This is a genomic window from Lentzea alba (genome assembly GCF_047445655.1).
Classification (GTDB): domain Bacteria; phylum Actinomycetota; class Actinomycetes; order Mycobacteriales; family Pseudonocardiaceae; genus Lentzea; species Lentzea alba_A.
In genome coordinates this window covers 31,708-58,054 of record NZ_JAJAEG010000029.1, presented here as the reverse complement: position 1 = coordinate 58,054, position 26,347 = coordinate 31,708, and the positions used below count along the sequence as shown (strand labels likewise).

Below are 26,347 nucleotides of genomic sequence, written 5' to 3'. Positions count from 1 at the left end.
CTTGTGCATAGCGCCACGATCGCAGGTCAGACTGACAGTTCAGGGGCGTTTTGACCCCAACCGAACCCAGATTCACTCGATCAGGTGTTCGAATCAATGTCACACTTATGTTGGAACGGCTCCAAGCACCAGCCCCGCACTCGACAACTGCCCGACGAGGGAGGAAACATCCGCAACAGACTTCTCCAGAGCAATGGAGTGCCGGTCAGCCAGCCGCGCTGCGACCGCGTCGAGGCTGAGCCCGTCGAGCAACCACGCCAGCACCCGCGAACCAGTCGGGTTCAGCTGCCAGTAGCGGCCTGAGCGGCCGTCCAGCAGCACGGTGCCGTCGGGGGTCTCGGCGAACGTGACGTCCGAACGCAGCTTCATCGGGCCTCGCTCTCAACCGGCACGGCCAGCAGCCGCTGGTAGTAGCCGGCGGGAAACGGCTCGCCGACGGGTTCACCGTCGACCTCGACCCAGGCATGCGCGCTGAACGGCGACGTCCGCACGCCGGTGCACCAGGTCGGCCACGTTCCACGCAGCCGGCACAGCAGCGCGGTCGCGATCGACCGCGGCAGACAGCCCTGCTCCCCGGCGCAACGCAGGCTGACGGCGACGACCGCGGACCGCGCGGCCAACGCCTCAGCACGAGTGGCAGGTCGTGCGCCGCGACGCAGCCGTAAGAGCACCGCACGCAGGCGACGCGGCCGCAGTTTGGCGAGCAGGCGCGCGACGAAGACGGCGAACAGCGGCAACGGCCGTTGGCGCAGTGGCAGACGGAGACGTTCAGGCAGAGCACCAGGAGCAGTCACAAGGTCACCAACTTCGACTCAGAACGACCCGACACCACGCGCAGCCACACCTCACAGGCCAGCGTGGCGTCCAGAGCCAGCAGGTTCTGGTTGTCGCGATGTGCCCCGACCAACCGAGATCGCAACACGTCCACATCGATCAACCCACGAGACGCCAACCCGGAATCAGCGAACAACGACAGCAAGGAAGGGAGGTTGGCCCGCAACCCGCTGTGCGCATCGACGCTGAACTCACCCTTGGTCCGCCGAGCCAGCACGCCAGAGGGCACCCGCCCCTGCATCGCCTCCACCAGCAGCGGCTTGTAGCGCCAAGGCGTGGTCCGCTCAGACAGCCGGACCGCGAGCACCGCCTCGACCACCCGGTCGTCGAAGTACGGCAGGTGCAACGACAGACCGCCAGCGCGGTAAGTGCGCGCCATCATCCGGTAGCTGTGGCTGTAGGTGCGCAGGTTGGCGAGCGTGCCGTGCTGACCGCGGTCCGCAGCAAAAGGCGCCACCTCCACCGAGCGCAGAACACGCCGAGCCGTCGACACCGCATCCGCCGAGGCCCAGGGCGGCATCCGCAACGGCGGCAACCAGGAGACGAGCGGCGAACGCGCAGGGCGCGGCGCGGTCAGATCATCAGCCAACCGAGCCCAGGACGAGACCAGATCACGCCGAGAAGCCAACGCCACCAACGACGAACCCAACGGCCAGCGGTATCGCGCGCGATAGCCGCGCAGATGCCGCAACGCCACGAAAGGAGTGCCCCGAGCAAGCGTGTGCAGATAGGACAAAGGCGCGGAGAACAGCTGATCACCACCGTGCCCGGCCAGATGCCACCGAGCGCCCCGAGAAGCCAGCAACCTCGCGTACGCGAGGTTGCGAGCAGCGGTGCGGACGTTCAGCGCCGGACCCTCCGGATCCACCACACTGCCCAGATCACCGAACATCCCCGGCAGGTCGTCACGGCCAACGACGACGTGCGAAGCCAAAGGCAATGCAGCACAAGCCAGATCAGCGAAAACCGGATCATCGTTGGCAGGATCGCCGTTGAACAGCCGCGCGGTGATCAGATCCGGACGCGTCAGGAAGCACAACGAGGTGGAGTCGAGCCCACCGGACAGATCAGCAGAAGGACGCCCAGGCGTCGAAGACGCTGCCACCAACGCATCCCGCACAGCCGGAGCGCCCTCAGCAAGCCCCAACGAAGGCTCCGGCGCCGTCCACCACCGAACCACGCGCAGCGGGTCCAAGGTCAGGTAGCTGTCGGCAGGCACGGCGGAAACACCGCGCCACACACTGCGATCGCACAACGGCGGCGGCAGGTTGACCGAGATCAACCGCACGGCCAGCACGTCGTCGTCCAACGAGGAACCCAGCAAACGAGCCAGGACGTCCGCACGGTCAGAAGCCACCGGAACACCGGCCACCACAGCATGAAACACGCTGCGCAACCCCGTGATGGAGCCCTGAACCCGGACAACCCCGCCGACCGAAGCGACAACGTGGACACTGCCGGGCAACGACCGCGCAAAGGCCGAGACGTCGTCAACGCACCGAATTCGAGAGACCAAAGAGGTCAGGCGGGTGGTGCTGACCGGGCACGCCCCGACCAACACCACCCTGATCGAACCACAGCTGACCGACGTGAGATCACGGCCCATCACCCAGGGCCGCCCGGAGGGATACCGCAGCACCTCCGGCGCCGAGAACACCGAAAACGCGGCGCTGTCGACGTCCGGGAGCACCACGAACCCCTCCGCGCCGATCACGGGAACTCGCTCTCCAGGTCGTATCCCCTGATACCCCAGCCCTGCGTGTCGTCGTTGAACTCGCCGACCTCTTCCAAGGCAGGCGCGACGTAGATCTCTTCGCTCTGCATGTCCGAACACCTCCCGTTCCACGAAGTGAGGTCTTCGACGCTACGAGCGAACGCACAACACGAAAGGTGCCCATTCCTGTTGAGACCACAAGCTTTTCGGCCAGGGTTCATCCCAACAGCCCGAAGGCGTTGACAACGAAGAAGCCGCCCGGCCCGAAGGCCGAGCGGCTCTCACGAACCAAAGAATCAGACGGTGGCCGCAGCCGATCGCACACCCTTGGCCAGGTCGGCGGCCAGCGCGCGCACCGCCGCGTCACCCTCCGCCACAGCCGACACGAAAGCCGACCCGACGATGACGCCGTCCGCGAACCCGGCGATCTCGGCGGCCTGCGCCCCGGACCGCACGCCCAGCCCGACACCCACCGGGATCGACGTGTGCTCACGAACCCGCGCGACCAGCTCAGGAGCATCGGACGACACGACGTCCCGCGCGCCGGTCACACCCATGACCGCGGTGGCGTACAGGAAGCCGGACGACGCCCGAGCCGTCATCTCGATGCGGTCGTGCGTCGACGACGGCGCCACCAGGAAGATCCGGTCCAGCCCGTGTGCCTCGGAGGCGGCCATCCAGTCCTCGGCCTCGTCCGGCACCAGGTCAGGCGTGATGATGCCCAGTCCGCCGGCAGCCGCGAGGTCGCGCGCGAACGCGTCCACGCCGTACTTGAGAACGGGGTTCCAGTACGACATCACGACCGCACGCCCACCGGCGTCGGCGACGGAGGACACCACGTCGAACAGGTCACGCACGCGGAAGCCCGCGGAGAGCGCCTGCTCGGCAGCGGCCTGGATCGTCGGGCCGTCGATCACGGGGTCCGAGAACGGCAGGCCGACCTCGACCAGGTCGCAACCGGACTCGACCATCGAGCGGAGGTAGTCCTTGGATCCCTCGACCGTGGGGAACCCGGCCGGCAGGTACCCGACCAGCGCCGCACGCGACTCGGCCTTCGCCGCCGAGAAAATGTCCGACAACGACATCAGGCCTGTCCCCCGTCAGCGAGGCCGAAGTACTTCACGGCCGTGTCCATGTCCTTGTCGCCGCGCCCGGAGAGGTTCACGACCAACAGGCCGTCCGGTCCGAGCGAGGGCCCCAGCTTCAGCGCACCGGCCAGCGCGTGCGCGGACTCGATCGCCGGGATGATGCCCTCGGTGCGGGACAGCAGCGCGAACGCCTCCATCGCCTCCGCGTCGGTCACCGGGAAGTACTCGGCGCGGCCGATGTCCTTGAGGAAGGAGTGCTCAGGACCGACACCGGGGTAGTCCAGACCGGCGGAGATCGAGTGCGCCTCGGTGATCTGACCGTCCTCGTCCTGCATGACGTACGACATCGCGCCGTGCAGCGAGCCGGGCGTACCGGCCGTCAGCGTCGCGCCGTGGCTGCCGCTGTCCAGTCCGGAACCACCTGGCTCGACACCGACCAGACGGACGTCCGCGTCATCGATGAAGCCGTGGAAGATGCCGATGGCGTTCGAGCCACCGCCGACGCACGCGACGACCGCGTCCGGCAGCCGGCCTGCCTTCTCCAGGATCTGCTCGCGCGCCTCGATGCCGATGATCCGGTGGAAGTCGCGGACCAGCAGCGGGAACGGGTGCGGGCCCGCGGCCGTGCCGAGCAGGTAGTGCGTGTCGTCGACGTTCGTGACCCAGTCGCGCAACGCCTCGTTGATCGCGTCCTTCAGCGTCCGCGACCCGGACTTCACCGGGATGACCTCGGCGCCCAGCAAACGCATGCGCGCGACGTTCAACGCCTGGCGCTCGGTGTCGACCTCGCCCATGTAGACGACGCAGTCCAACCCGAGAAGCGCGCACGCCGTCGCCGTGGCGACACCGTGCTGACCGGCGCCGGTCTCCGCGATCACGCGCTTCTTGCCCATGCGCTTGGTCAGCAGCGCCTGGCCGAGCACGTTGTTGATCTTGTGCGAGCCCGTGTGGTTGAGATCCTCGCGCTTCAGCCACACCCGCGTGCCCGCGTGCTCGGCGAACTTCGGCGCCTCCGTCAGCAGCGACGGACGGCCCGCGAAGTCCTTCAGGAGGCGCTTGAACTCGTTCACGAACTCCGGGTCGATGCGCGCCTTGTCGTACTCGGCGGCCAGCTCGTCCACCGCCGCGATCAGGGCCTCCGGGACGAACCGGCCACCCCACGGGCCGAAGTGGCCACGTGCGTCGGGATCATGCGGCGTGGGCGTGAACTGGCCCATCGAGTCACTCCTCAAACAGCGATGCCGACTCAGCGGCTCGGCCTCGGGCACGCCGGGTGCGAACCGGCGGTCACGAGCTTGTTCACGGCGGCCTTGGGGTCGCCGCTGGTCACCAGGCTTTCGCCGACGAGCACCGCGTCGGCACCCGCACCGGCGTAAGCCATCAGGTCACCGGGTCCGGTCACGCCCGACTCGGCGATCTTGATCGTCTCGAAGGGTAGTCCGGGAGCGATCCGGCCGAAAACGTCTTTGTCGATCTCCAACGTGTGGAGGTTGCGCGCGTTCACCCCGATGACCGTCGAACCGGCCTCCAGCGCACGGTCGGCCTCCTCGGCCGTGTGCACCTCGACCAGCGCGGTCATCCCGAGCGACTCCACCCGGTCGAGCAGCGACACGAGCGCGTTCTGCTCCAGCGCGGCCACGATCAGCAGCACCAGGTCCGCGCCGTGCATGCGCGCCTCGTGCACCTGGTACGGCGCGACGATGAAATCCTTGCGCAGCATGGGGATCTTCACCGCCCGGCGCACCGCGTCGAAGTCGGCGAGAGACCCGCCGAACCGCCGCTGCTCGGTCAGCACGCTGATCACCGACGCGCCGCCCGCCTCGTACGCGGCCGCGAGCTCGGCAGGCTCGGGGATCTCCGCCAGCGCGCCCTTGGAGGGGCTGCGGCGCTTCACCTCGGCGATGACACCCACATTGGGCCCGCGCAGCACCGACATGACGTCGAGCGGCGGGGCGGTCTTGGCCGCGCGCTCCTTGACTTCGTCGAAGGACAACTGGGCCTCGCGAGCGGCGAGATCCTCACGCACACCTTCGAGGATCGACTCGAGAACCGTCACAGTCTTGCTCCCCTTCCCGCTAGGGGGATGCTAACCCCGGCGGAGTAACGCCCCAGCCACCGGGGGTTCAGTGTCGACGCAGCTAGCCACGGTTGTGCACGCGTCACATGCGTGAACGCGGCCGAACGATCTTCACTCGTTCGAGGAAGACCGTCCGCGGTCATTATCGTCGGCTTGATCGTCGTTCCGCTCGGAAGTTGGATCATCTCCACGCTCCAAAGCACGCCACATGTCCGTCTCGGGGTCCTCCGACCGGGTCTTCTGCCCGCCCACACCGATCTTCGGCATCCGCGCCCCGAGCGCTACCTGAAGGGCGCCGGAGGCCACCACGAGCACACCGCCCGCGATCGCGAGCCAGTGGCCGTTGAACGCCGCCGCGACGCCCACGAGGACCAGCAGGGCGCCGAGGATCCGGCGCCCGACGCCGCTGAGCGCCACGGCCGCGGCGACCGAGGCGAGGCTCAGCAGCGCCAACGGCACCGAACCCGCGCCCCAGAACGCCCCCGCCGCGCCCACGAGCAGGAGCGCGGCGATCCACAGTGGACTGCGTCCGACAAAGCGGCTAATTTTCAACGGCAGGCCGCATCGTCTGCGCAGTGGCGATCGCGGCCAGCACCGCGCCCGCCTTGTTCAGCGTCTCGTTGTCCTCGGCCAGCGGGTCCGAGTCCGCCACGATGCCGCCGCCCGCCTGCACGTACGCCACCCCGTCGCGCACCAGGGCTGTCCGGATGGCGATGGCGGTGTCCGCGTCCCCTGCGAAGTCGAAGTAGCCCACGACGCCGCCGTAGAGGCCGCGCCGGGTGGGCTCCAGCTCCTCGATCAGCTCCATCGCGCGCGGCTTCGGCGCACCGGAGAGCGTCCCGGCCGGGAAGCACGCGGCGACCGCGTCGTAGGCGGTCTTGCCCTCGGCCAGCTCACCGGTCACGGTCGACACGATGTGCATGACGTGGCTGTACCGCTCGACCTTGAAGAAGTCGACGACGTGCACCGAACCGGGCTTGCAGACGCGGCCCAGGTCGTTGCGGCCGAGGTCGACGAGCATCAGGTGCTCCGCGCGTTCCTTGTGGTCGGCGAGCAGGTCCTTCTCCAGCAGGGCGTCCTCGTCCGGGTCCTCGCTGCGCCAGCGGGTGCCCGCGATGGGGTGTGTGGTCGCCTTGCCGTCGCGCACCGTGACCAGCGACTCGGGGCTGCAGCCCACGATGTCGAACCCGTCGAGGCGCAGCAGGTACATGTACGGGCTGGGGTTCGTGGTGCGCAGGACGCGGTAGATGTCGAGCGCGTCGGCGTCCGTGTCGATCTCGAACCGCTGCGACACGACGATCTGGAACGCCTCGCCCGCCCGGATGGCCTCCTTGGCCTTCTCGACGGCGGCGAAGTGCTCCGCCTGCGTCCGCCGGCGCCGGAACTCCGGCTTGGGCCGCGAGAACACCGCGGTGGTCGGCGGCGCGGGCGTGTGCATCGCCGTGGTCATCTCGTCGAGGCGGCGCACCGCGTCGTCGTACGCCTCGTCGACCCGCTCCGGCGAGTCGTCCCAGTTGATCGCGTTCGCGATGAGCGTGACGGTGCCCTCGTGGTGGTCGAGCGCGGCCAGGTCCGTCGCGAGCAGCATCACCAGCTCAGGCAGCTTCAGGTCGTCCTCGGCGATGTTCGGCAGCCGCTCCAGCCGCCGCACCGCGTCGTAGCCGATGTAGCCGACCATGCCGCCGGTCAACGGGGGCATGCCGGGCAACGGGTCCGTGCGCAGCACCTCGATGGTCTCGCGCAACGCCTGCAGCGGGTCGCCACCGTCCGGCAGCCCGACCGGCCGCGTGCCGGTCCAGAACGCCTCACCGCCGGTAGCCGTCAACGCCGCGGTCGACCGCACCCCGATGAACGACCACCGCGACCACGAACGCCCGTTCTCCGCCGACTCGAACAGGAACGTGTTCGGCCGGTCCGCCCCCAGCTTGCGGTACAGCCCGACAGGAGTCTCGGCGTCCGCGAGCAACCTGCGGACCACCGGAATCACCCGCCGGTTGACCGCGAGTTCGCGGAACTCCTCACGCGTTGGGCTCACGGCCCCCAGACCAGCGGCGGCCACAGCCCCGATGACGCTCACCATGAGGACAATTGTTGCATAAATTCAACATCTGTTGAACTATGACCCGTGTGGAGCAAGTGAACCAGAAACGGCGAGGCCGCCGCGCCGCGGGCGAGGACACCAGGGCAGCGCTCATCGCCGCGGCCCGCGAGACGTTCATCGAGAAGGGCTACGACGGCGCCACGGTCCGCGCGATCGCCACCCGCGCCGGCGTGGACGCCGCCATGGTGAACCACTGGTTCGGCGGCAAGGAGGGCCTGTTCGCCCAGTCCGTGCTGCAGCTCCCGTTCGACCCGGCCGAGATCCTGAAGCGCCTGCTGGACGGACCGCTGGAGGAAGCAGGAGAGCGCATCATCCGCACGTTCATCACCGTGTGGGACGCGACCGGCGGCGGCACGTTCGCAGCGCTGATCCGCAGCGTCACCAGCCAGGAGGCGGTGGCGAACGCGCTGAAGTCGTTCCTGATCAACGCGATCTTCAGCAAGGTGCTCGCGGAGATCGACGTGGAGCAGCGGGACCTGCGGGCCACGCTGTGCGCGACCCAGATGGTCGGGCTCGGGATCGTCCGGTACGTCGTGCACTTCGAGCCGTTGGCGTCGGTCGACATCGACACGGTGGTCAAGGCGGTCGCGCCGAACCTGCAGCGCTACCTGACGGGCGACCTGGACTAGCCGAGCAGCAGGAACCGGTCTGCCGTCCGCACAGCACCGTCCACCGCCACACACAGCACCTCGACCGAATCGACCACGCGAGCGTCGGGCTCGTTCGGAGCGTCTGGGTCGAGACCGGCGTTCTCCGCAATGCGCCGCTGCACGTGTCGCAGGGCATCCGCCGCCGCGACGTGCGCCGGGTCGGCAGGGTCCAGCACACTCGTGGCGGATGCGAGCGCCGCGCCGCCGCCTTCGACCACACCTCTTGCTTGTGCGGATCGCAGCGCGAGCACGGCACGCTCGATCTGTTTGCGCCTTTCAGCCATTCCAGACGTGCTAAGCGCACCTACGGTCACCAACGCGACGCGTGGCCCCGGCTGCGCAACAAACGTGCCTGGTCGTGCCACCCGCTTTGGAAGGTCCACCACAAGAACGGTCTCGTGCTCACGAACGACAGCCTTGCGAATGCGCCCCAATGCGTTGATGTCAATCCGCTTCAGCGATTCGGCCCCCGCCACTTGGGTACCCGCCACAGTCGCGATCTCTGCGAGCTCGGCCTCGTCACCGACGCGGACGGCAACCGACTGGAGGGTGTCCTGAACCTTGTTGGCAACGAGGGTCGACAACGCCTCACCCGCGACATCGCGTGCGATCACGACTAGCGGTCGCCCAGAGCGAGCTACCTTCGCGAACAACGGCAACAACAGACCAGCGGCACCTAGCCTCTCTCCGCACACGAGAACGTAGGGCTCATCGAGTTCGACGACTCGCCGCTCGGTGTCAGTGATGAACTGGGCGGACAAGTACCCGCCTTCGAATCGAGTGCCGCTGGTCAGTTCCAGCCCCAGCCCCAGCCGGGTGCTCTCCTCGACGAGCACAGTGCCGTGCGGAGGCTTCAGCAGCCCCACCGCGTCACTGATCACCAGAGCGATCTCGGCGTCCCCCACCGATGACGCAAGCTGCGTCCATTGATCGAAAGAGATCACCGGCTGCGCCCGATCTCCCAAGTCTCCGCACACCAGCACACATGCCTCGGCCAGGCTGCGTTTCAGCCGCATCGGATGCGCGCCCGCGCGCATCGCCTCCAGCAGGTTCGCGATCAGGGCCTGCGCCACCACAACGGCGGTCGCCGCGCCGTCGCCCGCCCTGCGATGCACGTCCTGGACGAGTTCACGAACGTACGACGCACCCAGCTCGTCCCGCGGATCACTCACCCGGAACGCCGCCGCGATCGACGCGGCGTCACCGAGTTCGACGTACCGGCCGTCCTCGCCCAGCACCACCGACCGCCGCCCGAACGGCCCGAGCGTCCGGCAGATCGGCTCGGCCGCGGCACGGAAACCGCGTGCCACCAACATCTGCTGCGGCGTGTACATCGGCTTCACCGCACGGGGTGCGACGACCCGTGAGCCGGCGGCGCGGGCGATCCGGATCGCCGAGTCCGCGGCGTGGGCGAAGAACTTCGGCGTCTGGTCACGGCGTCTCGCGGTGACCTCGCGGTGCACGTAGTCGAACAGCTCGCGGACGTCGATCCAGCCGTCGCCGTTCAAATCGGCCGCACCGCTGGACAATCCCTCCAGGAGCACGTCGGTGAAGACTGAAGTCTGAGGCGCCTCAAGGGAAAGCCGTTCTTCTTCGAAGGCGTACTCGAACGCGTTCGACGCGGTCAGCACGACATAGCCCTCGCCGACGCGGTCGTCGTCGAGGACAGATCCGCCAACGGACGCCTTGATGCCCTTGCCGTATGCGCCGCTGAAACAGCAGTCCAGCAACAACACCCGGCCCGCCGCCCGGCAGTCCTCGAACAGCTCGTTCACGAACGTCCGCGCCACCGCCGTGCCCGCGGGGCGATCTTGCAGGGTGTTGGAGGCGGCGAAGTACAGGCGGCGCTGCGGGGTCGAGATGCCGTGGCAGGAGAAGTAAACGAGCACGAGGTCGTCGGAGGATCTCGACGCGAGCACGTCCTCCAGTTCGCGGCGGATCACGTGATCAGGGGCGTCGACCACCCGCCGCACGGAGTCGAAGCCGCCGACCGCCGGGTCCTCCAGCACTGCGGCCAGGCGCGTCACGTCCTGTTGTGGCGCACGTAAGGCGTTGAGCCGCAGGTCTTCGTATTCACCGACCGCGATGAGCAGGGCGTGCCGGCTCATCCGCGGTCACTCAGCCACTTCTCGAGCTTGACCCGCTCGGCTCGCGTGAGATTCCCCTGGAAGACGTCCTGGCCGTCCGCCGACACCACGGTCACCTTGCGCGTCTCGCGTTCCTCCAGCCACGTCGCCACTGCTGCCGAGGCCCTGCGCTCGGCCACTCGCGTCAGCAGGTTCAGCGCGATCACGCCGAGCGAGATGCCGGTGCCGGACTTCGCGCCATCCGGTGCCGGTGTCGTGACCGGTCGCGCGTCCACGCGGGCCTCGGTCGTCAGGAGGGCCAGCAGCTCCGCGGTGACCTGAGCCAGGTTCTCGCCCGACGCCTCGACGCGGAGCGTGATGTCAGCCATACCGACATCATCGTGATCTAGCCGCCGGGCGTCACGCGTCCGCGAGCAACACCGTGGCGTCGAAGCAGGTTCGGTCACCCGTGTGGCAGGCCGCGCCCACCTGGTCGACAGTCAGCAGGAGCGTGTCGCCGTCGCAGTCCAGCCGGACCTCGTGCACGTACTGGGTGTGGCCGGAGGTCTCGCCCTTCACCCACAGCTGCTGCCTGCTGCGCGAGTAGTAGGTCGCGCGGCGGGTGGTCAGCGTGCGGTGCAGTGCCTCGTCGTCCATCCACGCCACCATGAGCACCTCACCGGTGCCGCGCTGCTGGGCGACCGCGCACACGAGGCCGTCCGGGGTGCGCTTCAGCCGCGCCGAGACTGCGGGATCGAGCGGGCTGCTCAACGTGGTCCTCCCAGGTGTTCGCGTGCGGGTCCGGTGTTGAGCAGGACCACGCCGTACAGGTGCACCGCGGACAGCACGCCGGATGCGGCGCGTGCCCATCCGGGGCCGTCGGCCAGGGCGATCAGCAGGTGCAGCAGGGCGATGAGGATGAACACGATCATCGCCGGGTAGTGCGCGAACCGCAGGCGCAGCAACAAGGCCGCCGCCACGGGCAGTTCGACGAGCGCGACGACCGACGGCGGCTTCAGCACGTTGGCGTCGCCGGTCGTGCGCCACAGGATCAGGCCGACCACGAAGAACACCAGCGCCCCGCCGAACGCCACGGCCGCGGACACCCGCACCTCGACCGGCTTCCGCACGGTCGTCATCGCACGACCACGCCGGCCTGGCGCAGGCCGTCCTTGACCTCGCCGATGCGGAGCTGTCCGAAGTGGAACACGCTGGCGGCCAGCACGGCGTCCGCACCGGCCGCGACCGCCGGCGGGAAGTGGTCGATCGCGCCCGCGCCACCGCTGGCGATCAGCGGCACGTCGACCGCGCGGCGCACCAGCTCGATGAGCTCGAGGTCGAACCCGGCCTTGGTGCCGTCCGCGTCCATCGAGTTCAGCAGGATCTCGCCGACGCCCAGCTCCTGGCCCCGCGCCGCCCACTCCACGGCGTCGATGCCGGTGCCGTTGCGGCCGCCGTGGGTCGTCACTTCGAAGCCGGTGCCGCCGGGCACGCGCCGCGCGTCGACGGACAGCACGATGCACTGCGCGCCGTACCGCTCGGAGCACTCCTTGAGCAGCTCCGGACGCGCGATGGCCGCCGTGTTGAGGCTGACCTTGTCCGCACCCGCGCGCAGCAGCTTGTTCACGTCCTCGGGGCTGCGCACGCCGCCGCCGACCGTGAGCGGGATGAACACCTGCTCGGCCGTGCGCCGGACCACGTCGTACGTCGTCTCGCGGTCGCCGCTGGACGCCGTCACGTCGAGGAACGTCAGCTCGTCGGCGCCCTCGGCGTCGTACGCCCTGGCCAGCTCGACCGGATCGCCCGCGTCGACGAGGTTGGTGAAGTTGACGCCCTTCACCACCCGGCCCCGGTCGACGTCGAGACAGGGGATGACGCGCACAGCCACTGACATGCGCGAAAGCCTACAAGCCGCCCCTGAGGACTACGCTGCGACACCATGATCACCGAGTTGGGCCGCGGCGAGTACCTGCTGCTGACGACGTTCCGCAAGGACGGCACCCCGGTGCCCACGCCCGTCTGGGTCGCTCCCGGCCCGAACGACGACGTGATCTACGCCTGGAGCGCCAAGGAGACCGGCAAGGTCAAGCGGATCCGGCGCAGCGGCGACGTCGAGATCGGCCCGTGCGACTTCCGCGGCAACCCCAAGGGCGAGTCGATCAAGGCGCACGCGAAGCTGCTCGACGACAGCGCCAGCGACGACGTCCGTTCGCGCATCGTGAAGAAGTACGGGCTCATGGGATGGCTGACCATGACCGGCAGCAAGCTGCGCCGGGGGCGGACGGGCACGATCGGCATCGAGATCACGCCGGCGTCAAGCTGAACAGTCAACATTGATCGGGCTCGTCAACATTGACTGCCACCCGTCAACGTTGAGCACGGCCCTCAATCAACGTTGATACCGCCGATCAATGTTGACTCAACGTTGACGACCACGCATCAACGTCGATCCGGGTTGATCCGCAGCTGATGACAACGTTGTCAGCCGTCCACATTGACGAGCCGATCAACGTTGATCCGAGTCTGTCAACATTGACGAGGGTGCGTCCACGTTGAGTCAACGTTGACTCGTCAACCCGACGTTGACCGCATCCACATCGTCAACCTAAAGTTGACGCATGATCCAGTTGACCGACCTCATCGTCGCGGTCGCCCAAGAGGCCGACGACGCCCTCCTGCGCCTGTCCAAGGCCGTGGAGATGAGCGGTCAGCTGAACGAGCTCGGCGACCATCTCATCGGCCACTTCGTGGACGAGGCGCGCCGCGGCGGCGCGAGCTGGGCCGAGATCGGCGAGAGCCTCGGCGTGACCAAGCAGGCCGCGCAGAAGCGGTTCGTGCCCAGGGAGTCGCCGGAGCTGACCAAGCCGTCGATGGAGCGCTACACCCAGCGCTCACGACGGGTCGTCGCGCTGGCGAGGCACCACGCGCGGTTCAGCGAGCACATCGGTACCGAGCACCTGCTGCTGGGACTGCTGGACGAGTCAGGCGGACTGGCGGCCAAGACGATCGCGAAGCTGGAGTCCGGCGACGGCAGCACGCGCATCGCCGTGCTGCACCGACTCGACAACGAGGCCAAGCAGCGACCTGAGAAGCAGCCGTACACCACACACTGCAAGAAGTCGCTCGAACTGGCCGTGCGAGAGGCCCTCAGGATGGGGCACATGTTCATCGGCACCGAGCACATCCTGCTCGGCGTGCTGCTCGAAGAAGGCGGGACCGCGGCCGTCGTGCTGCACTCCACCGGAGTCACGCACGCGGCCGCGGCCGCTCACATCGAGAAGGTCGTCAACGGACCGCAGCAAGAGCTTCCGGGAGCGTGAAAGCACCGGCGTACAAGGCTTTGCCGATGATCGAGCCTTCCACGCCGTCGCGCGACAGCTTCGCCAGCGCGACCAGGTCGTCCACAGTGGACACACCGCCGGACGCGATCACCGGGGCGTCGGTGCGGGCGCAGACCTCGCTCAGCAGGTCCAGGTTCGGACCCGTCAGCGTGCCGTCCTTCGACACGTCCGTCACGACGTAACGCGCGCAGCCGTCGCGGTCCAGCCGGTCGAGGACCTCCCAGAGGTCGCCGCCGTCCGACGTCCAGCCGCGGCCCTTGACCCGGTGACCCTGCTCGGTGATGCGGACGTCCAGGCCCACAGCGATCTTCTCGCCGTACGAGGCGATGGCCTTCGCGCACCACTCCGGGTCCTCGAGCGCGGCCGTGCCCAGGTTCACGCGGGCGCAGCCGGTGGCCAGGGCGGCCTCCAGCGACGCGTCGTCGCGGATGCCCCCGGAGAGCTCGACGCGAACGTCCAGCTCGCCGACGACGCGGGCGATCAGCTCGCGGTTCGAGCCGCGGCCGAACGCCGCGTCGAGGTCGACCAGATGGATCCACTCCGCCCCGTCGCGCTGCCACTGCAAAGCCGCGTCCAGCGGTTCGCCGTAGTTCGTCTCGGTACCGGCTTCGCCCTGCACGAGCCGGACGGCACGACCGTCGGCCACGTCAACAGCGGGGAGGAGTGTGAACGTCACCCGCTCAGCCTAGCGTCCCCCAGCACCAGCGCGGCCACGCGCTCCTGAGCGTCCACGGTGCGGGAGAAGTCCACCGGTGGCGCCGTGACCAGGAAGCCCACGTACCGGGGGAACTGCTGGATCAACGCGAGGTACATGTACTGGGTGCCCGCGATGTCGGGATCGGTCAGGTCGGCACACGGCGCCTGAGGCGACCCTTCCGGCATCAGGAGGAGCTCCTTGTCCGCGACCCGCTCCTCCAGCTTGGCCATCCGGGCTTCGAGGTCCGGGTAAGCGGCGCAGTACTCGTGGAACCCGACCCAGTCCACGGCCGGCGGCACCACGAAAGAATCATCGATCTGAGAGCCGGCGACGGCGAGCATGACCTTCTTGTCCGGGAAGAGGCTCTTGATCAGCTCGGCGTTGCCGTCGTGCGCCACGAAACCGACGACGCGCCCCAGGTGAGGCCGGACGCGATCGACCCAGCCGGCAACATCCGTGCGAACGAGACACGACGCCGGAGCACACGCACCGACCTTGGCCGCGGAGACCACGTTGAGGTTGCTGTGCCCGCGCACGGAGGCCACGCCGGCATCCAGATACCCGTAGTAACGCAGCGAAGAACCGGGCCGCTTGCGCAGGTCGTCCGAGTTGAGCGCCGCGACCTTCAGGTTGTCGACCAGGCTGACCGCCTGAGCATCGTCGGCGTGCCGCCCCAGGTAGACCCACTGCCGCTCGGTCGGCACGTCGAGCTTGATCGTCTTGCGCTTGCCGTTGACGGTCACGTCGACCGTGCCGGCCGCGAGCTTCAACGCGACGTCGAACGGCCCGCCACTGCGGGCCTTGGCGAAGGCAGGCAGGTCGGCCACGACCTTGCCCAACGACGAGACCTGCACGCTTCCGTTGGCGCGCAACCGGAATCCGAGATCGGTCTCCGGATCGGACACGTCACCGACGATGTTCGCCGAGCGGCTGAGCACGATCGACGACCAGCCGTCGGACGCCCCACCCGCGACGGGAGTCAGCGAAGCCGAGATGCCCGAACCGGTCGAGGGAGCGTCCAAACGCACCACAGTGGAACCGGGACGCATCAGCAGCGCGCCGGGGTACTTCGGGTGGTTGACCTCCACCGACCCGTCGGGAGAAGTACGGCTGTACGTCACAGCACCGGTCCCCTGCCGGTGCTTCAGGTTGTCGTTCAGCCCGAACGTCGGCGAGGCGTGCACCGCGCCGTCGAAGTTGTCGTAAAAAGGTGCCGAAGCAGCGTGAGCCCCAGACACAGCAACAGAGACAGAGGCGGCCGCAACCGCGGCCACCGTCAGCAGTCGTGTGATCACACCAGGGAAGTCAACCAGTTCCGCAGCAGCTGCGCCCCGGCATCACCCGATTTCTCCGGGTGGAACTGGGTCGCCCACAACGGACCGTTCTCGACGGCCGCGACGAACTCGTCGCCCGAGTGGTCCGCCCACGTCACGAGCGGCGGCTTGATGTGGTCGGCCGCCTCCAGCTCCCACTTGCGCACGCCGTAGGAGTGCACGAAGTAGAACCGGGTGTCCGCATCCAACCCCGCGAAGAGCTTCGACCCCTCGGGCGCGCGGACCGTGTTCCAGCCCATGTGCGGCACGATCGGCGCCTCGAGCCGCTCGACGGTGCCCGGCCACTCACCGCAGCCCTCGGTCAGCACGCCGTGCTCGATACCGCGCTCGAACAGGATCTGCATGCCCACGCAGATGCCGAGCACCGGCCGGCCACCCGCGAGACGTTCGCCGATGATGCGCGCACCGCGGACCGAGTTGAGGCCCTCCATGCACGCCGCGTACGCCCCGACACCGGGCACGACCAGACCGTCGGCCTCACGCGCGGCGCGAGCGTCCGAGGTCACCTCGACATGGGCGCCGACCCGCTGAAGCGCGCGCTCGGCCGAGCGCAGGTTGCCGGAGCCATAGTCAAGTACGACGACGCGTGCCACGTGACCAGGTTAGTCGGTGGGTGCCGCACCCTGCGTAACCGGTATGACCGGCAACACGGTGTTGATCGGTTTCCGTCCCACGACCTGACCCCGCATCGCCATCATGATCAGGATGATCACCGCGCCGAACGCGGCGCCGATGCCGTACACAGCCACCGTCGGAAAGTCGAACAGGACCACCACGAGTGCCGACAGCACCATGAACGGGAAGATCAACGCGACCGGCCACATCGGCGTGCGCGGCGCCGCGAGCGTCTGCAGCACGCCGTCCGCCCGGCCCTGCCCCGCGAGCTCGGCCACCTGAGCCACCTCGGGCAACCCTGCGGCACGAAAGAACTCCGGGATCGCCTGGTGGCCGTTCTCGAAGTCACGCACACGTGCCTGCGCGGCCTCGCGGTTCGCCGCGGGCCACATCACCACGAGCTTGTCGAGGGCGTCGTTCTGCCACTTCTCCTTCTCACGCATGGCGATCAGGCCCGCGGTCGTCCGGTCGAACAGCTTCCCGACCGGACCGGACTGCTTCGCCTGCGCCGACAGCCTCAGCACCGCCTCCCGCGACCCCCACATGGAGGCGCGGCCCACCGACGTCGTGAAGAGGTACAGCAGCGCGGCGTCGTCGTTCCACGTGGCCAGCGCGGCCGAGCCCGCGATCTTGCGCACCCGGTTCGCCATGTACGCGGCCTCGCTGAGCTTGATGGCCGGCGAGGGCAGCAGCACCGTGCCGGACTGCACCGGCACCAGCGCCGCGGGGCCCACCTTGCCGCTGTACATGGCCTTCTGCAGCTCAGCGGCATTGAGCGGGGTCCAGATCAGCATTCTCACCCCAGACATCATTCCTCCTCGGCCGCGCGCGCCCAGGCAGACATGCCAAGAACGTCTCGTTCCGGGAAGGGCGCCGCACGCCGAACCCGGTGCACCGTCAGAAAGGACCAGCCGACGGCCACGGGCAGCGCGAGCCCGCCGAGCACGAGCAGCGTGACCCCGAACAGGCTCGGGTAGACGCCCTGCACCGTGATCCAGGCGATGAACGCCATCACCAACGGCAATCCCACGGCAATGCTCACCGCGTACGCCACCCTGTTGCCGCCCCCGAACGGGCGGCCCGGCGCCTCCGACATGCCGTGCCGCTCGCCGATCACGCTCTCCCACCACTTCTTCTCGTGGTGCGGCACCGCGTCGTCGACCTCGCCACCGTCGATCCTGAGCAACGCGGCGGCCTCCGCCGGAAATCCGGCGGACTCCAACGCGTCCCGCAACGCACCGATGCCTTGTCCGCGCACGGCCTCGACCGCGTCGGTGAGCCAGCCGAGTCCTTCCGGCAGCCGACGGGGCGACTCCGGTTCGAAGGAACTGTCCGGACCGAACCTCCACCCGCGGACGGCGCCGTCGTAGTAGACCAGCCACGCCGTCGTCTCCGTCCACATCAGCCCGACGGACGCGCTGCCCTGGATGCGCAGCAGGCGCAGGTTGTCGAGAAGTGTCGCGGACGTGCGGGGATCCGGGCCGAGCACGAACGTGCCGTGCGGCACGGGCACCAGCAATCTGGGCCGGGCCGCGCGCCGCAGCAGCACTGTTCGTGCCGACTCCGGATCTGCTGTGGTCCAGGTGACCACGCGTGAGGTGTGCACGACCGGGCATCTTGCCTGATCGTGCGCCCACTTCACCTCTAAACCGAGCGCGAAGGCGCGCCCTGCCAGTCATCCCCCATGACTGCGAACATGTTTCTTCACCCCCTGAAGAAACTCCGCACAGCGCTTCCCAACCCGACCACGTCCAGGTCGTGCGCGGCGTCATGATCTTCGGCCGTGCCGTAGTTGCGGAGCTCTGCGTGTCGTTTGACGCCTATAGAACGCACACGATGCGGGATTTGTTGCAAAGTCTCGGAAACAAGATGAGATGAAGTTCCCTCGAGGTACGGCTCGACCACCATGACGTCCGCGTGGTCGGTCTCCTGCACCGCCTTGCGCAGTCCGTCCGAGTCGAACGGTCGCACCGTGGCCGCGTACAACACCGTGACGTCGGCGTTCTCCGAGTCGACCGCCTTCATCACCCGGTCGAGCATCGGTCCGACCGCGAGCACCACACCGCGTTTTCCGTGACGCAGCGCGGTGAATCCCTCACCCACCGGATACGCCTGGGCGTTCTCGTGCAGCGAAAGCCTGACGTAGACCCGGTTGTCGTCCTCCATCGCCTGCCTCAGCAACGGCGTCACCTCGTCCGGATGCCCCGGCACGTGCACGGTCCAGCCGGGCAGCGTGTCGAACAACGCGACGTCGCCCGGCGACTGGTGCGTGCGTCCCCACGCCGGGTCGTCATAGGACGCACCGATGCTCACGAACACCGCGCCAACGTCCTGATGGCCGATGTCGAGTTTGATCTGCTCGTACGGCCGTTCGACCAAGAACGGCGCATAGCTGTGCACGACCGGCCGCAGCCCCGCCAACGCCAGACCGCTCGCCACGCCCACCATCGTCTGCTCGCGGATTCCGACGTCCACGACGCGTTCGTGCTCCTGCGGGAACTCGTTGCTGGAGATCACAGCGGTGACCACGGTGATCCGCGGGTCGTGCTCGATCGCCTCGTTGACGGTCCTCGTGAAGGCCTGGCGCATCGTCGTCATCAGTAGCTCTTCTCGATCTTGGCGACCACCACGTTCGGGCAGTCGTGCGGCGCGGTCAGTGCGGTGAAGACGGCCTCGTGGTCGCGGCCGTCGACCTCGGCGGTCTGCCAGCCCTCGACGGCGAAGCGCTGCGCGATGCCGCCCGGCCAGCCGTACATCGCGGACTGGTTGTCGATCACGATCGCGGTCAGGTTCGCGACGTTCAGCCTGGCCGCCACCGCGATCGCCTCGTGGTTGCTGCCCTCGTCCAGCTCACCGTCGCCCACCAGCACGAACGTCCGCCCCCGACTCTTAGCGATCTGCTGCCCGAGCGCCGTGCCCACCGCGATCGGCAGGCCGTGGCCGAGCGAGCCGCTGCTGATCTCCGCGCCGCGCACCAGCATCCGGTCCGGGTGCTGGCCGAGCGGGCTGTCCCACGACGTCCAGTCGTCCAAAATGGACTCGTCGATGAAGCCCTTCTCCGCGAGAACCGCGTAGTAGGCCATCGGCCCGTGCCCCTTGGAGAGCAGGAACCGGTCGCGGTCGGGGTCGTCGGCGGTCGCCGGGGTGATGTTGAGAACGCGGTCGTAGAGGACCCAGAGCACGTCGATCGTCGACGCCGCCGCCCACTCGTGCTTCTCGTCCCCGGCCATCCTCGCGAACAGCTCTGGTATCCGTTGCATGGCACCAACTGTTCAACCTCGACCAAGCTGGAGGTCAAGCGGTTACCATGATCTGCGTGAGCAAGTTGCCGGAAATGCTGACCATCGGCCAGGTCGCCGACCGCAGCGGGGTCCCCCACACCGCCCTGCGCTTCTACGAGGACCGCGGCCTGATCGCCTCCGTCCGCACCGCGGGCAACCAGCGGCGCTACCAGCGCTCGGTGCTGCGCAGACTGGCGTTCATCCGCACCGCGCAACGCGTCGGGCTCACCCTGGAGGACGTCCACGACGCGCTGGCCCAGCTGCCCGACAACCGAACGCCCACGAAGTCGGACTGGGAACGCCTCTCGCGCTCGTGGAAGGCCGAGCTCGACGCCCGCATCGACGCGCTGTTCCGCCTGCGCGACCGGCTCACCGGCTGCATCGGCTGCGGCTGCCTGTCGTTGCGCAGCTGCGCCCTGCAGAACATCGACGACGAGCAGGCCGAGAACGGCCCCGGCGCGCCCCGCCTAAAGCCGGCTCTCGAGGGCGGCACGCTTTAGCTTCAGCGAGCACCAGAGCAGCAACAACAGGGCGACGCCGCTGAACACGTAGTCACCGACCTCGGTGCCGCCGAGCTCGGGTTTCGTGGGGAACGAGCACCACACGTAGGTCAGCACGGCACCGGCCGCCAGCGCGAACCGGTGCCGCTGGTCCCAGCCCTCCTGCCGCGACCAGCGCGCCACCACCACGATCCCGAGCCCCACGACGACGCACCAGATCGCCACACCGACCCACTCGAACCAGTCGGCGCCGATCAGCGTCACCGAACCCCAGTACGCGCTGGTCCCGGCCAACGAAGCGGCACCGACCAGCCACGGCCGCGGCGCTCGGCCGGGGAGCGGCTCCGCCGGCCTGATCCGGAACGCGAACACGATCAGCAGCACGATCACGACGCCCGCGTAGGCGAACTGCCACCACTGCGCCATGAACTGCTCCTCGGAGTAGTTCCCGAAGAACACGAACGCCGACCCGGCCAGGAAGATCAGCCCGGTCACGACCAGCCCGCGCGTCCGCAGCCACGGCCCGCGCCGCGACAACGTCTCGACCAGCGCGATCGGCACGCAGATGCTCCAGATCGTGTGCAGCGCCAGGATCGACTGGACCACCTCCACGCTGGTCCCGAGCAACGGCACGTACGACGGCCCGGTCAGGTAGTCGTGCCCCGCGTAGTCGTGGTTCCAGATCAGCTGGTCGACCGGCCCCTCCTCGATCAACGCGTAGGCAGCCGCCAGCAGGAACATCGACGGCCAGCCACCCGCGCGTCTACCCAGCTCACGAACGAGGATCGCGCCGCTGCCGTACAGCGGCGCGAGCAACAGCCCGAGTCCCATCCCGGTGATCGGGATGTTGCCGAGCAGGAACTCGCCGACGAACGGCGCGAGGAAGAACAACCCCAGTACCGGCCACACAGGACCCATCGAACCGGAGTCTCAGCGCAGCGGCCACACCCTCAGCGCCAACACGCCGTGCCCGGCCACCTCGCCACCCAGCGGTCCGGGCGTGGCGGGCTTCTCGCCGTTCCACAGGTCCAGCACGCGGTACGACTCGGCCGGCGGCAGCCCGATCTCCGAAGCCGCGGTGGACACACTCACGGTCTCGGTGCCGCGGTTGAGAAGGGCGACCACGACGGAACCGTCGGACATGCCCTTCGCCCACACCTCGGTGTCACCGTCGTCGCGCAGCCGGTAGCCCTGCCCCTTGCCGAAGTCGCGCTGCACGTCGAGCACCTCGCGGTTGAGCAACGTCGCGGCGGTGCCCTCGTCCATCGCGGTGATGTCGTTGCCCGCCATCAAAGGCGCGTTCAGCAGCGACCACATCGTCATGTGGAACTGGTTCTCGTCCTCGCTGAGCCCGTTGCCGACCTGCAGCATGTCCGGGTCGTTCCAGCCGCCGGGCCGCGCGTACTTCTCCAGCCCCACCTGCTGATCGAGGATGCCGGTGATGTTGGGCCAGTTCGGTTTGATGTCCCGGGTGGTGCGCCACATCGTGCCGCCGACGTCGTACGCCCACTCCCACGGCTTCTCGTCGCCCCACTCGACGACCGAGTAGACGATCGGCCGTCCGGTCGCGCGCAGTGCCGCACCCATTCGCTCGTAACGGTCCCGCGCCGGCTCGCCCTGCGGACGATCGGCCGCTTTGGACTCGCAGTAGTCGTACTTCAGGAAGTCCGCGCCCCAGTCGGCGAACGTCTGCGCGTCCACCTCCTCCTTGTCGCGAGAGGCCGGACGTCCCTCGCACGTCTGAGACCCCGCGGAGGAGTAGATGCCGAACTTGAGGCCCTGCTTGTGGATGTAGTCGCCCAACGCCTTCATCCCCGACGGGAACGTCGTCGGATCCGCCTGCAACTTGCCGTCGGCGTCGCGTTCGTTCGCCATCCAGCAGTCGTCGACGACGACATAGGTGTACCCGGCCTCCCGCATCCCGGACTTCACCAGCGCGTCGGCCTGGTCCCGGATGAGCTGCTCGTCGATCTTGCACCCGAAGCGGTTCCAGCTGTTCCAACCCATCGGCGGACCGGCCTGCCCGGACGGTGGCGGAGCGGGTCTGGCCTGGTCAGGACGCACGTACCAGACGCCCACGCCGATCAGCAGCACGAGTGCCACCAGCGCGAACCACCACTTGCGGGAGATCATGACCCGATCGTGCCTGAAAACCGCTCGACTCGCCGTGCTTTGCTGATGGGGACATGAACGAAGAGAGAATGATCAAACTGTCGAAGCGGATGTCGAAGGCGCTGCGGCACAGCCCCGAGCGCGTCGGCCTCACCCTCGACCCGGCCGGCTGGGTGCCGGTCACCGCACTTCTGGACGCCCTCGGCGTGAGCGAGGCCGAACTGCGCGAGGTCGTGTCCCGCAACGACAAGCAACGCTTCACCATCGACGGCGACCGCATCCGCGCGAACCAGGGCCACAGCATCGAGGTCGACCTCGGCCTCCCGGTGGCAGTTCCACCCGGCCCGCTGTTCCACGGCACCGTCGCGGCGTACTTGGACGCCATCATGCGCGACGGCCTGCGTCCGATGTCCCGGCACGACGTGCACCTCTCGCCCGACCGCGAAACCGCGCGCAGGGTCGGCGCACGGCGCGGCCGCCCGTTGATCCTCACGGTCGACGCTCTGGCGATGCACGCCGACGGTCACGAGTTCCGGCTCAGCGCCAACGGTGTGTGGCTCACCCAGCACGTCCCGGCGCAGTACCTGGCGCAGGCGTGAAGCACGTCGTCGAGGCCGGCTACGACGCCATCGCGGCGCGCTACCTGACGTGGTCGGCGTCGATCGCCGACGACCCGCGCCTGCACTACCTCGCCGCGTTCGCCGACCGTTTGCCTGATGGCGCGCGGGTTCTCGAACTCGGCTGTGGTGCGGGCGTTCCGTGCACTCTGCAGCTTTCTGAACGGTTCGACGTCCTCGGCGTTGACATGTCGGCACAGCAGTTGGACCTTGCTCGTTCGAACGTGCCGGGGGCGCGGTTCGAGAAGGCGGACATGACCGCTTTGGACTTCCCGGACGGGTCGTTCGACGGTATTTGTGCGTTCTACTCGATCCTGCACGTGCCTCGGGCCGAACAGCCTGCGCTCATCTCGAAGATCGCCCGCTGGCTGAAGCCCGGCGGCTACTTCCTGGCCTCGCTCGGCACCGGCACGCCGGACGTCACCGAGAACTGGCTCGGCGTCGAGATGTTCTTCGGCAGCAACACTCCCGCCGAGAACTGTGAGCTTCTGAGCGAGCACATGGAGTTCGTCGTCGACGACCTCGTGACGATGCACGAGCCGGACCCGGCGACGTTCCACTGGGTGCTCACCCGCAGGTGAGGTCGGAAGGCGGCTCCGTACCGACGTAGCGGCGCCATTCATCGGCGGACAGGTCACGACCGGCCGACGCGCAAGCGGCACGCACCCAGTTCTCCTCCGACAGGTCCCACCGGTGCAACGGCTTGTCCGAGATCGCCGTGATCACGCTTTGATCGTCGGCGAAGGCCATGCCGATCCGGCCGAACCGGCCGCGCTGCTCGGTGAGCCGGAGCTGGCCGACGAGCTCTCCGGTCTTGAGGTTCGTGATGACGAGGACGTGATCGGTGCGCAGCTGAGCGGCGAGCGCCGTGCCCGGGCTGACGGCGAGTCCCGGCAGATAGCTCGGATCACTCGGCACAGTGCGACGTAGCGAGCCACCGTTGGTTTCCCAGACCTCGATGACGCCCGCACGTTGGACGAGCAGGCTGTCGGTGGTGAACGCCACGGCGTCGGCCGCGCCGCCCGGTAAATCACGCAGCTGACCCGTCATCGCGTCCACGAGGGTGACCGAGTCCGGGAGGACGAGCGCCGCGGTCGTCGCGTCGGTGCTCACCGCGGCGAGATGCCCGGCAGGCGGCCAGCCCTGCTGGTCCAGCTTGCGTCCCACCTCGACGATGCGTGCCGATGCCAGCCTGTCACCCTCGAACACCTGCACGTCACCACGCTCGTTGACGGTCAGCAGCCGCCGGTTGTCGGGCGAGACCCCTATTGCGACAACGTATTCCGCGACGACGTGACCGTCCCATCGCGCGATCCGGCTCAGCCCGTAGCGGGCCTTCCAGATCTCGCCAACGCCACCAGGCATGGTCACGAGGTACAGCGTGTCACCGGTCGCGTCCCACACCACCGGCCCGAACTTGCTGTCCGGACCCGCGGTGTTCCGGTACCACTCCACCGCCACGTCCGCGCCCGACACCACCGCGATCTGGTCGTGCGCCGCCGCGATCCGAGGTGCAGGACAGGCGGTGCACGACAACGGAACCCGGATCACGGGCGTGGACCCGATGCGCGAGGTCCGGGTGAGATCCCACAGCACCAGCCGGTCACGCGCCGCGGAGATCAGCCGGTTGTTGTCGATGCCGAAGAACTCGACGAAAGGAGTCTGGCCGTTGCCCTCCAGTCGCGTGCGCTCGCCGGTCACCGGACCGGTCATGTCGTAGATGTAGATCGCTCCAGCGTCGGCGACAGCCGCTCGCGCGCCGTCGTTGCTGATCGCTCCAGCGGACGGGTTGTCCCGACCGGCAGCCAGCCGCACGTCCTGTGTGTCGAAGTCGAACGCCTGCTGGCTCGTGCGCCACAGCCGGGTCTCACCTTCCTTCGAGAAGCCGAAGAAGTCGCCGTCGGCCGACAGCCCGACCCAGAAACCGTTGGCGGGAGCGGCAGTTCCTCGCGCCACCGACGTGGTCTCCAGCGTCGTCGGCTCCCGCCGAACCCAGTCGTTGTACGACACTTCCAGCAACGTGTGGTCGTCCGGCAACCTCAACATGAAGACAGGAACGCTCGGATCGTCGCGTTCCGCGATACGTCCTCGATGTCCATCATGGACAATGCGCTTCGCGCGGGCGAATCCGTTGCCGTCCACCTCCCCCGACGCAGAGGTGCTGTACACCGCGGTGAACCGGCCCCACGGCGACACCGCCACCAGACCACGGGTGAGGTCGTCCGGTGTGTCGATCACCTGGGTCGTGGCGGACGAAACGTCCCAGCGCAACGTGTAGCCGGCCGCGAAGGCCGCGACGACCTTGCCGTCGGTGCTGGTGGCTACAGCGGTGACCGGCCGCGGACCGACCTTCCGTTCGGTGCGCAGGCGGGCAGCCACGTCCCATCGCACCACTCTCCCGTCCGCGGTACCCGCGATCGCGACTCGACCGTCAGCGGACGTCGCCAGAGCGGTCACTTCGCCACCGATCGGCAGATAGCGATCGAGATGGGGGCTCGCTGTCAACGCCTCGAACAGCGCGGCGCGGGTCTGCCCGTTCGCTTCCACCCGGTAGGCCTCGGCCGCGAGCGCCTGGCTCAGCCCGAGATCGGTGCGCAGGTTCGCCACTGCCGCCGACGCGAGACCGCGAGCGGTCGCCGTGCGGGCCTGTGCGACGGCGGCATCACGTTGTCCCGCCGCGATGTTGGCGGCAACCAACACGCTGACCACGAGCATCACGAGTGTCGCGATCGCACCCCAGGTCAACCGCACCGTCCAGCGGTGCTGGCGGATGTGCTCACCGACGAGATCGTCCTTGGGCACGCCCCGCACCGCGCTCGCGACATCGGCAACGCATTCGTGCAGCCGCGGGTTCGAGTCGTCGACCTGGCCCACGTCCCGCAGCCATCGCAGGTCGACCCATCGGGGTTCCTCACCCAGCGCCTTGCGGACTGCGGGCGGCACCGACTGGGCGTACTCGCCGGAGGTCAGCACCACGAGGATCCGCTGTGCGGATTTGTTTTCGAGCCACCAGGCGAGCTCCCGGTTCACCCATTCCGAGGCGGCGGCTTCCGGCGAGGCCATCAAGATCATCCACTTCGAGCGCCTCATCGCGCCTTCCAGCGCAGTCCACAGTCCAGGGGTCGCCGACAGACTGGCGTCGTCGAGGAAAACCCGGGATCCCCGCGGCTTGTACCTGGGCTTGGCGAACCGCTGGACGCCACGTTGCAGCGCTGGGGCGAGCTTGCCGTCCAAGGCACGGCTGTACGAGATGAAAGCGTCGTACTCGGGCTCGCCCATCCAAGGAAGTCTGAGCGAGCCCAAACGATCGGACAATCAGC

General features: G+C 68.3%; 30 protein-coding genes. 6 read left to right on the top strand and 24 right to left on the bottom strand.

What is annotated here, in order from left to right; genetic code table 11:
• Positions 1–105: 105 nt before the first annotated feature.
• The 9 genes from LFM09_RS37655 to LFM09_RS37615 all read right to left on the bottom strand — a co-directional run bounded on the left by LFM09_RS37655 (position 106) and on the right by LFM09_RS37615 (position 7,793).
• A complete protein-coding gene (locus LFM09_RS37655) occupies positions 106–369 on the bottom strand; it encodes a lasso peptide biosynthesis PqqD family chaperone (RefSeq protein ID WP_414101387.1) in 264 nt (87 codons plus the stop codon).
• Entirely contained in the window at positions 366–794 is a 429-nt protein-coding gene (locus tag LFM09_RS37650; RefSeq protein ID WP_414101386.1) for a lasso peptide biosynthesis B2 protein, read from the bottom strand. Before LFM09_RS37650 ends, LFM09_RS37655 begins: the two co-directional genes overlap by 4 nt.
• A complete protein-coding gene (locus tag LFM09_RS37645; protein WP_414101385.1) occupies positions 791–2,548 on the bottom strand; it encodes an asparagine synthase-related protein in 1,758 nt (585 codons plus the stop codon). Before LFM09_RS37645 ends, LFM09_RS37650 begins: the two co-directional genes overlap by 4 nt.
• Entirely contained in the window at positions 2,545–2,658 is a 114-nt protein-coding gene (locus tag LFM09_RS37640) for a lasso RiPP family leader peptide-containing protein (protein WP_414101384.1), read from the bottom strand. Before LFM09_RS37640 ends, LFM09_RS37645 begins: the two co-directional genes overlap by 4 nt.
• A gap of 186 nt (positions 2,659–2,844) precedes the next feature.
• On the bottom strand, positions 2,845–3,636 hold the full coding sequence (gene trpA / locus LFM09_RS37635; RefSeq protein WP_414101452.1) for a tryptophan synthase subunit alpha: 792 nt from the start codon (positions 3,634–3,636) through the stop codon (positions 2,845–2,847).
• Positions 3,633–4,904 carry a tryptophan synthase subunit beta gene (gene trpB / locus LFM09_RS37630; RefSeq protein ID WP_414101383.1) on the bottom strand — a complete coding sequence of 424 codons (1,272 nt, stop codon included), beginning with the start codon at positions 4,902–4,904 and terminating at the stop codon, positions 3,633–3,635. Before trpB ends, trpA begins: the two co-directional genes overlap by 4 nt.
• Positions 4,883–5,692, bottom strand: coding sequence for an indole-3-glycerol phosphate synthase TrpC (trpC, locus tag LFM09_RS37625; RefSeq protein WP_414101382.1), 810 nt, complete (start codon positions 5,690–5,692; stop codon positions 4,883–4,885). The genes trpB and trpC overlap by 22 nt, the downstream gene beginning before the upstream one ends.
• A gap of 132 nt (positions 5,693–5,824) precedes the next feature.
• Entirely contained in the window at positions 5,825–6,208 is a 384-nt protein-coding gene (locus tag LFM09_RS37620) for a Trp biosynthesis-associated membrane protein (protein WP_414101381.1), read from the bottom strand.
• A 46-nt stretch (positions 6,209–6,254) separates the two neighbouring features.
• On the bottom strand, positions 6,255–7,793 hold the full coding sequence (locus LFM09_RS37615; protein WP_414101380.1) for an anthranilate synthase component I: 1,539 nt from the start codon (positions 7,791–7,793) through the stop codon (positions 6,255–6,257).
• A 38-nt stretch (positions 7,794–7,831) separates the two neighbouring features.
• Between LFM09_RS37615 and LFM09_RS37610 the strand changes: the two genes are divergently transcribed.
• Positions 7,832–8,443: a TetR family transcriptional regulator gene (locus tag LFM09_RS37610; RefSeq protein WP_414101379.1), complete on the top strand. Its 612-nt coding sequence runs from the start codon at positions 7,832–7,834 to the stop codon at positions 8,441–8,443.
• Here the strand turns inward: LFM09_RS37610 and LFM09_RS37605 are convergent.
• The 5 genes from LFM09_RS37605 to hisF are packed head-to-tail and all read right to left on the bottom strand — an operon-like array spanning position 8,440 to position 12,424.
• Positions 8,440–10,572, bottom strand: coding sequence for a caspase, EACC1-associated type (locus LFM09_RS37605; protein WP_414101378.1), 2,133 nt, complete (start codon positions 10,570–10,572; stop codon positions 8,440–8,442). The genes LFM09_RS37610 and LFM09_RS37605 overlap by 4 nt on opposite strands.
• Entirely contained in the window at positions 10,569–10,919 is a 351-nt protein-coding gene (locus tag LFM09_RS37600; protein WP_414101377.1) for a hypothetical protein, read from the bottom strand. The genes LFM09_RS37605 and LFM09_RS37600 overlap by 4 nt, the downstream gene beginning before the upstream one ends.
• 31 nt (positions 10,920–10,950) lie before the next feature.
• Positions 10,951–11,301, bottom strand: a complete 351-nt coding sequence (gene hisI / locus LFM09_RS37595) for a phosphoribosyl-AMP cyclohydrolase (protein ID WP_396423891.1) — start codon at positions 11,299–11,301, stop codon at positions 10,951–10,953.
• Entirely contained in the window at positions 11,298–11,669 is a 372-nt protein-coding gene (locus tag LFM09_RS37590; protein WP_414101376.1) for a hypothetical protein, read from the bottom strand. Before LFM09_RS37590 ends, hisI begins: the two co-directional genes overlap by 4 nt.
• Positions 11,666–12,424 (bottom strand): imidazole glycerol phosphate synthase subunit HisF, encoded by a 759-nt coding sequence (gene hisF, locus LFM09_RS37585; protein WP_414101375.1) that lies wholly within the window; start codon positions 12,422–12,424, stop codon positions 11,666–11,668. Before hisF ends, LFM09_RS37590 begins: the two co-directional genes overlap by 4 nt.
• A gap of 45 nt (positions 12,425–12,469) precedes the next feature.
• Here hisF and LFM09_RS37580 point away from each other — a divergent pair, with 45 nt between their 5' ends.
• Both LFM09_RS37580 and LFM09_RS37575 read left to right on the top strand, forming a co-directional pair.
• Positions 12,470–12,853, top strand: coding sequence for a PPOX class F420-dependent oxidoreductase (locus LFM09_RS37580; RefSeq protein WP_414101374.1), 384 nt, complete (start codon positions 12,470–12,472; stop codon positions 12,851–12,853).
• Positions 12,854–13,148: 295 nt separating this feature from the next.
• Entirely contained in the window at positions 13,149–13,850 is a 702-nt protein-coding gene (locus LFM09_RS37575; protein ID WP_414101373.1) for a Clp protease N-terminal domain-containing protein, read from the top strand.
• Here the strand turns inward: LFM09_RS37575 and priA are convergent.
• From priA to LFM09_RS37540, 7 genes are all read right to left on the bottom strand, one after another.
• A complete protein-coding gene (gene priA / locus LFM09_RS37570; RefSeq protein WP_414101372.1) occupies positions 13,816–14,547 on the bottom strand; it encodes a bifunctional 1-(5-phosphoribosyl)-5-((5-phosphoribosylamino)methylideneamino)imidazole-4-carboxamide isomerase/phosphoribosylanthranilate isomerase PriA in 732 nt (243 codons plus the stop codon). The two genes, LFM09_RS37575 and priA, sit on opposite strands and share 35 nt — an antisense overlap.
• Entirely contained in the window at positions 14,544–15,863 is a 1,320-nt protein-coding gene (locus LFM09_RS37565) for a hypothetical protein (protein ID WP_414101371.1), read from the bottom strand. Before LFM09_RS37565 ends, priA begins: the two co-directional genes overlap by 4 nt.
• On the bottom strand, positions 15,860–16,495 hold the full coding sequence (gene hisH / locus LFM09_RS37560; protein WP_414101370.1) for an imidazole glycerol phosphate synthase subunit HisH: 636 nt from the start codon (positions 16,493–16,495) through the stop codon (positions 15,860–15,862). Before hisH ends, LFM09_RS37565 begins: the two co-directional genes overlap by 4 nt.
• A gap of 9 nt (positions 16,496–16,504) precedes the next feature.
• Positions 16,505–17,326, bottom strand: a complete 822-nt coding sequence (locus LFM09_RS37555) for a hypothetical protein (RefSeq protein ID WP_414101369.1) — start codon at positions 17,324–17,326, stop codon at positions 16,505–16,507.
• Positions 17,326–18,123, bottom strand: a complete 798-nt coding sequence (locus LFM09_RS37550) for a hypothetical protein (protein ID WP_414101368.1) — start codon at positions 18,121–18,123, stop codon at positions 17,326–17,328. Before LFM09_RS37550 ends, LFM09_RS37555 begins: the two co-directional genes overlap by 1 nt.
• Positions 18,124–18,221: 98 nt before the next feature.
• Complete coding sequence (locus LFM09_RS37545; RefSeq protein ID WP_414101367.1) at positions 18,222–19,115, bottom strand: transketolase family protein; 894 nt, start codon at positions 19,113–19,115, stop codon at positions 18,222–18,224.
• The gene (locus LFM09_RS37540; protein WP_414101366.1) at positions 19,115–19,777 is read right to left on the bottom strand and encodes a thiamine pyrophosphate-dependent enzyme; all 663 of its coding nucleotides are present in this window, start codon (positions 19,775–19,777) and stop codon (positions 19,115–19,117) included. Before LFM09_RS37540 ends, LFM09_RS37545 begins: the two co-directional genes overlap by 1 nt.
• A 56-nt stretch (positions 19,778–19,833) precedes the next feature.
• Here LFM09_RS37540 and soxR point away from each other — a divergent pair, with 56 nt between their 5' ends.
• The gene (soxR, locus tag LFM09_RS37535) at positions 19,834–20,298 is read left to right on the top strand and encodes a redox-sensitive transcriptional activator SoxR (RefSeq protein WP_414101365.1); all 465 of its coding nucleotides are present in this window, start codon (positions 19,834–19,836) and stop codon (positions 20,296–20,298) included.
• On the opposite strand, the gene LFM09_RS37530 is transcribed toward soxR, so the two are convergent.
• Both LFM09_RS37530 and LFM09_RS37525 read right to left on the bottom strand, forming a co-directional pair.
• Positions 20,266–21,216: a hypothetical protein gene (locus tag LFM09_RS37530; RefSeq protein ID WP_414101364.1), complete on the bottom strand. Its 951-nt coding sequence runs from the start codon at positions 21,214–21,216 to the stop codon at positions 20,266–20,268. The genes soxR and LFM09_RS37530 overlap by 33 nt on opposite strands.
• 12 nt (positions 21,217–21,228) lie before the next feature.
• Positions 21,229–22,431 carry a glycoside hydrolase family 27 protein gene (locus LFM09_RS37525; protein WP_414101363.1) on the bottom strand — a complete coding sequence of 401 codons (1,203 nt, stop codon included), beginning with the start codon at positions 22,429–22,431 and terminating at the stop codon, positions 21,229–21,231.
• 53 nt (positions 22,432–22,484) lie between these two features.
• Between LFM09_RS37525 and LFM09_RS37520 the strand changes: the two genes are divergently transcribed.
• Together LFM09_RS37520 and LFM09_RS37515 are read left to right on the top strand one after the other, a co-directional pair.
• On the top strand, positions 22,485–23,009 hold the full coding sequence (locus tag LFM09_RS37520; protein ID WP_414101362.1) for an RNA 2'-phosphotransferase: 525 nt from the start codon (positions 22,485–22,487) through the stop codon (positions 23,007–23,009).
• Positions 23,006–23,608: a class I SAM-dependent methyltransferase gene (locus LFM09_RS37515; RefSeq protein WP_414101361.1), complete on the top strand. Its 603-nt coding sequence runs from the start codon at positions 23,006–23,008 to the stop codon at positions 23,606–23,608. Before LFM09_RS37520 ends, LFM09_RS37515 begins: the two co-directional genes overlap by 4 nt.
• Here the strand turns inward: LFM09_RS37515 and LFM09_RS37510 are convergent.
• Positions 23,595–26,306 carry a TIR domain-containing protein gene (locus LFM09_RS37510; RefSeq protein ID WP_414101360.1) on the bottom strand — a complete coding sequence of 904 codons (2,712 nt, stop codon included), beginning with the start codon at positions 26,304–26,306 and terminating at the stop codon, positions 23,595–23,597. The genes LFM09_RS37515 and LFM09_RS37510 overlap by 14 nt on opposite strands.
• Positions 26,307–26,347: the final 41 nt, after the last annotated feature.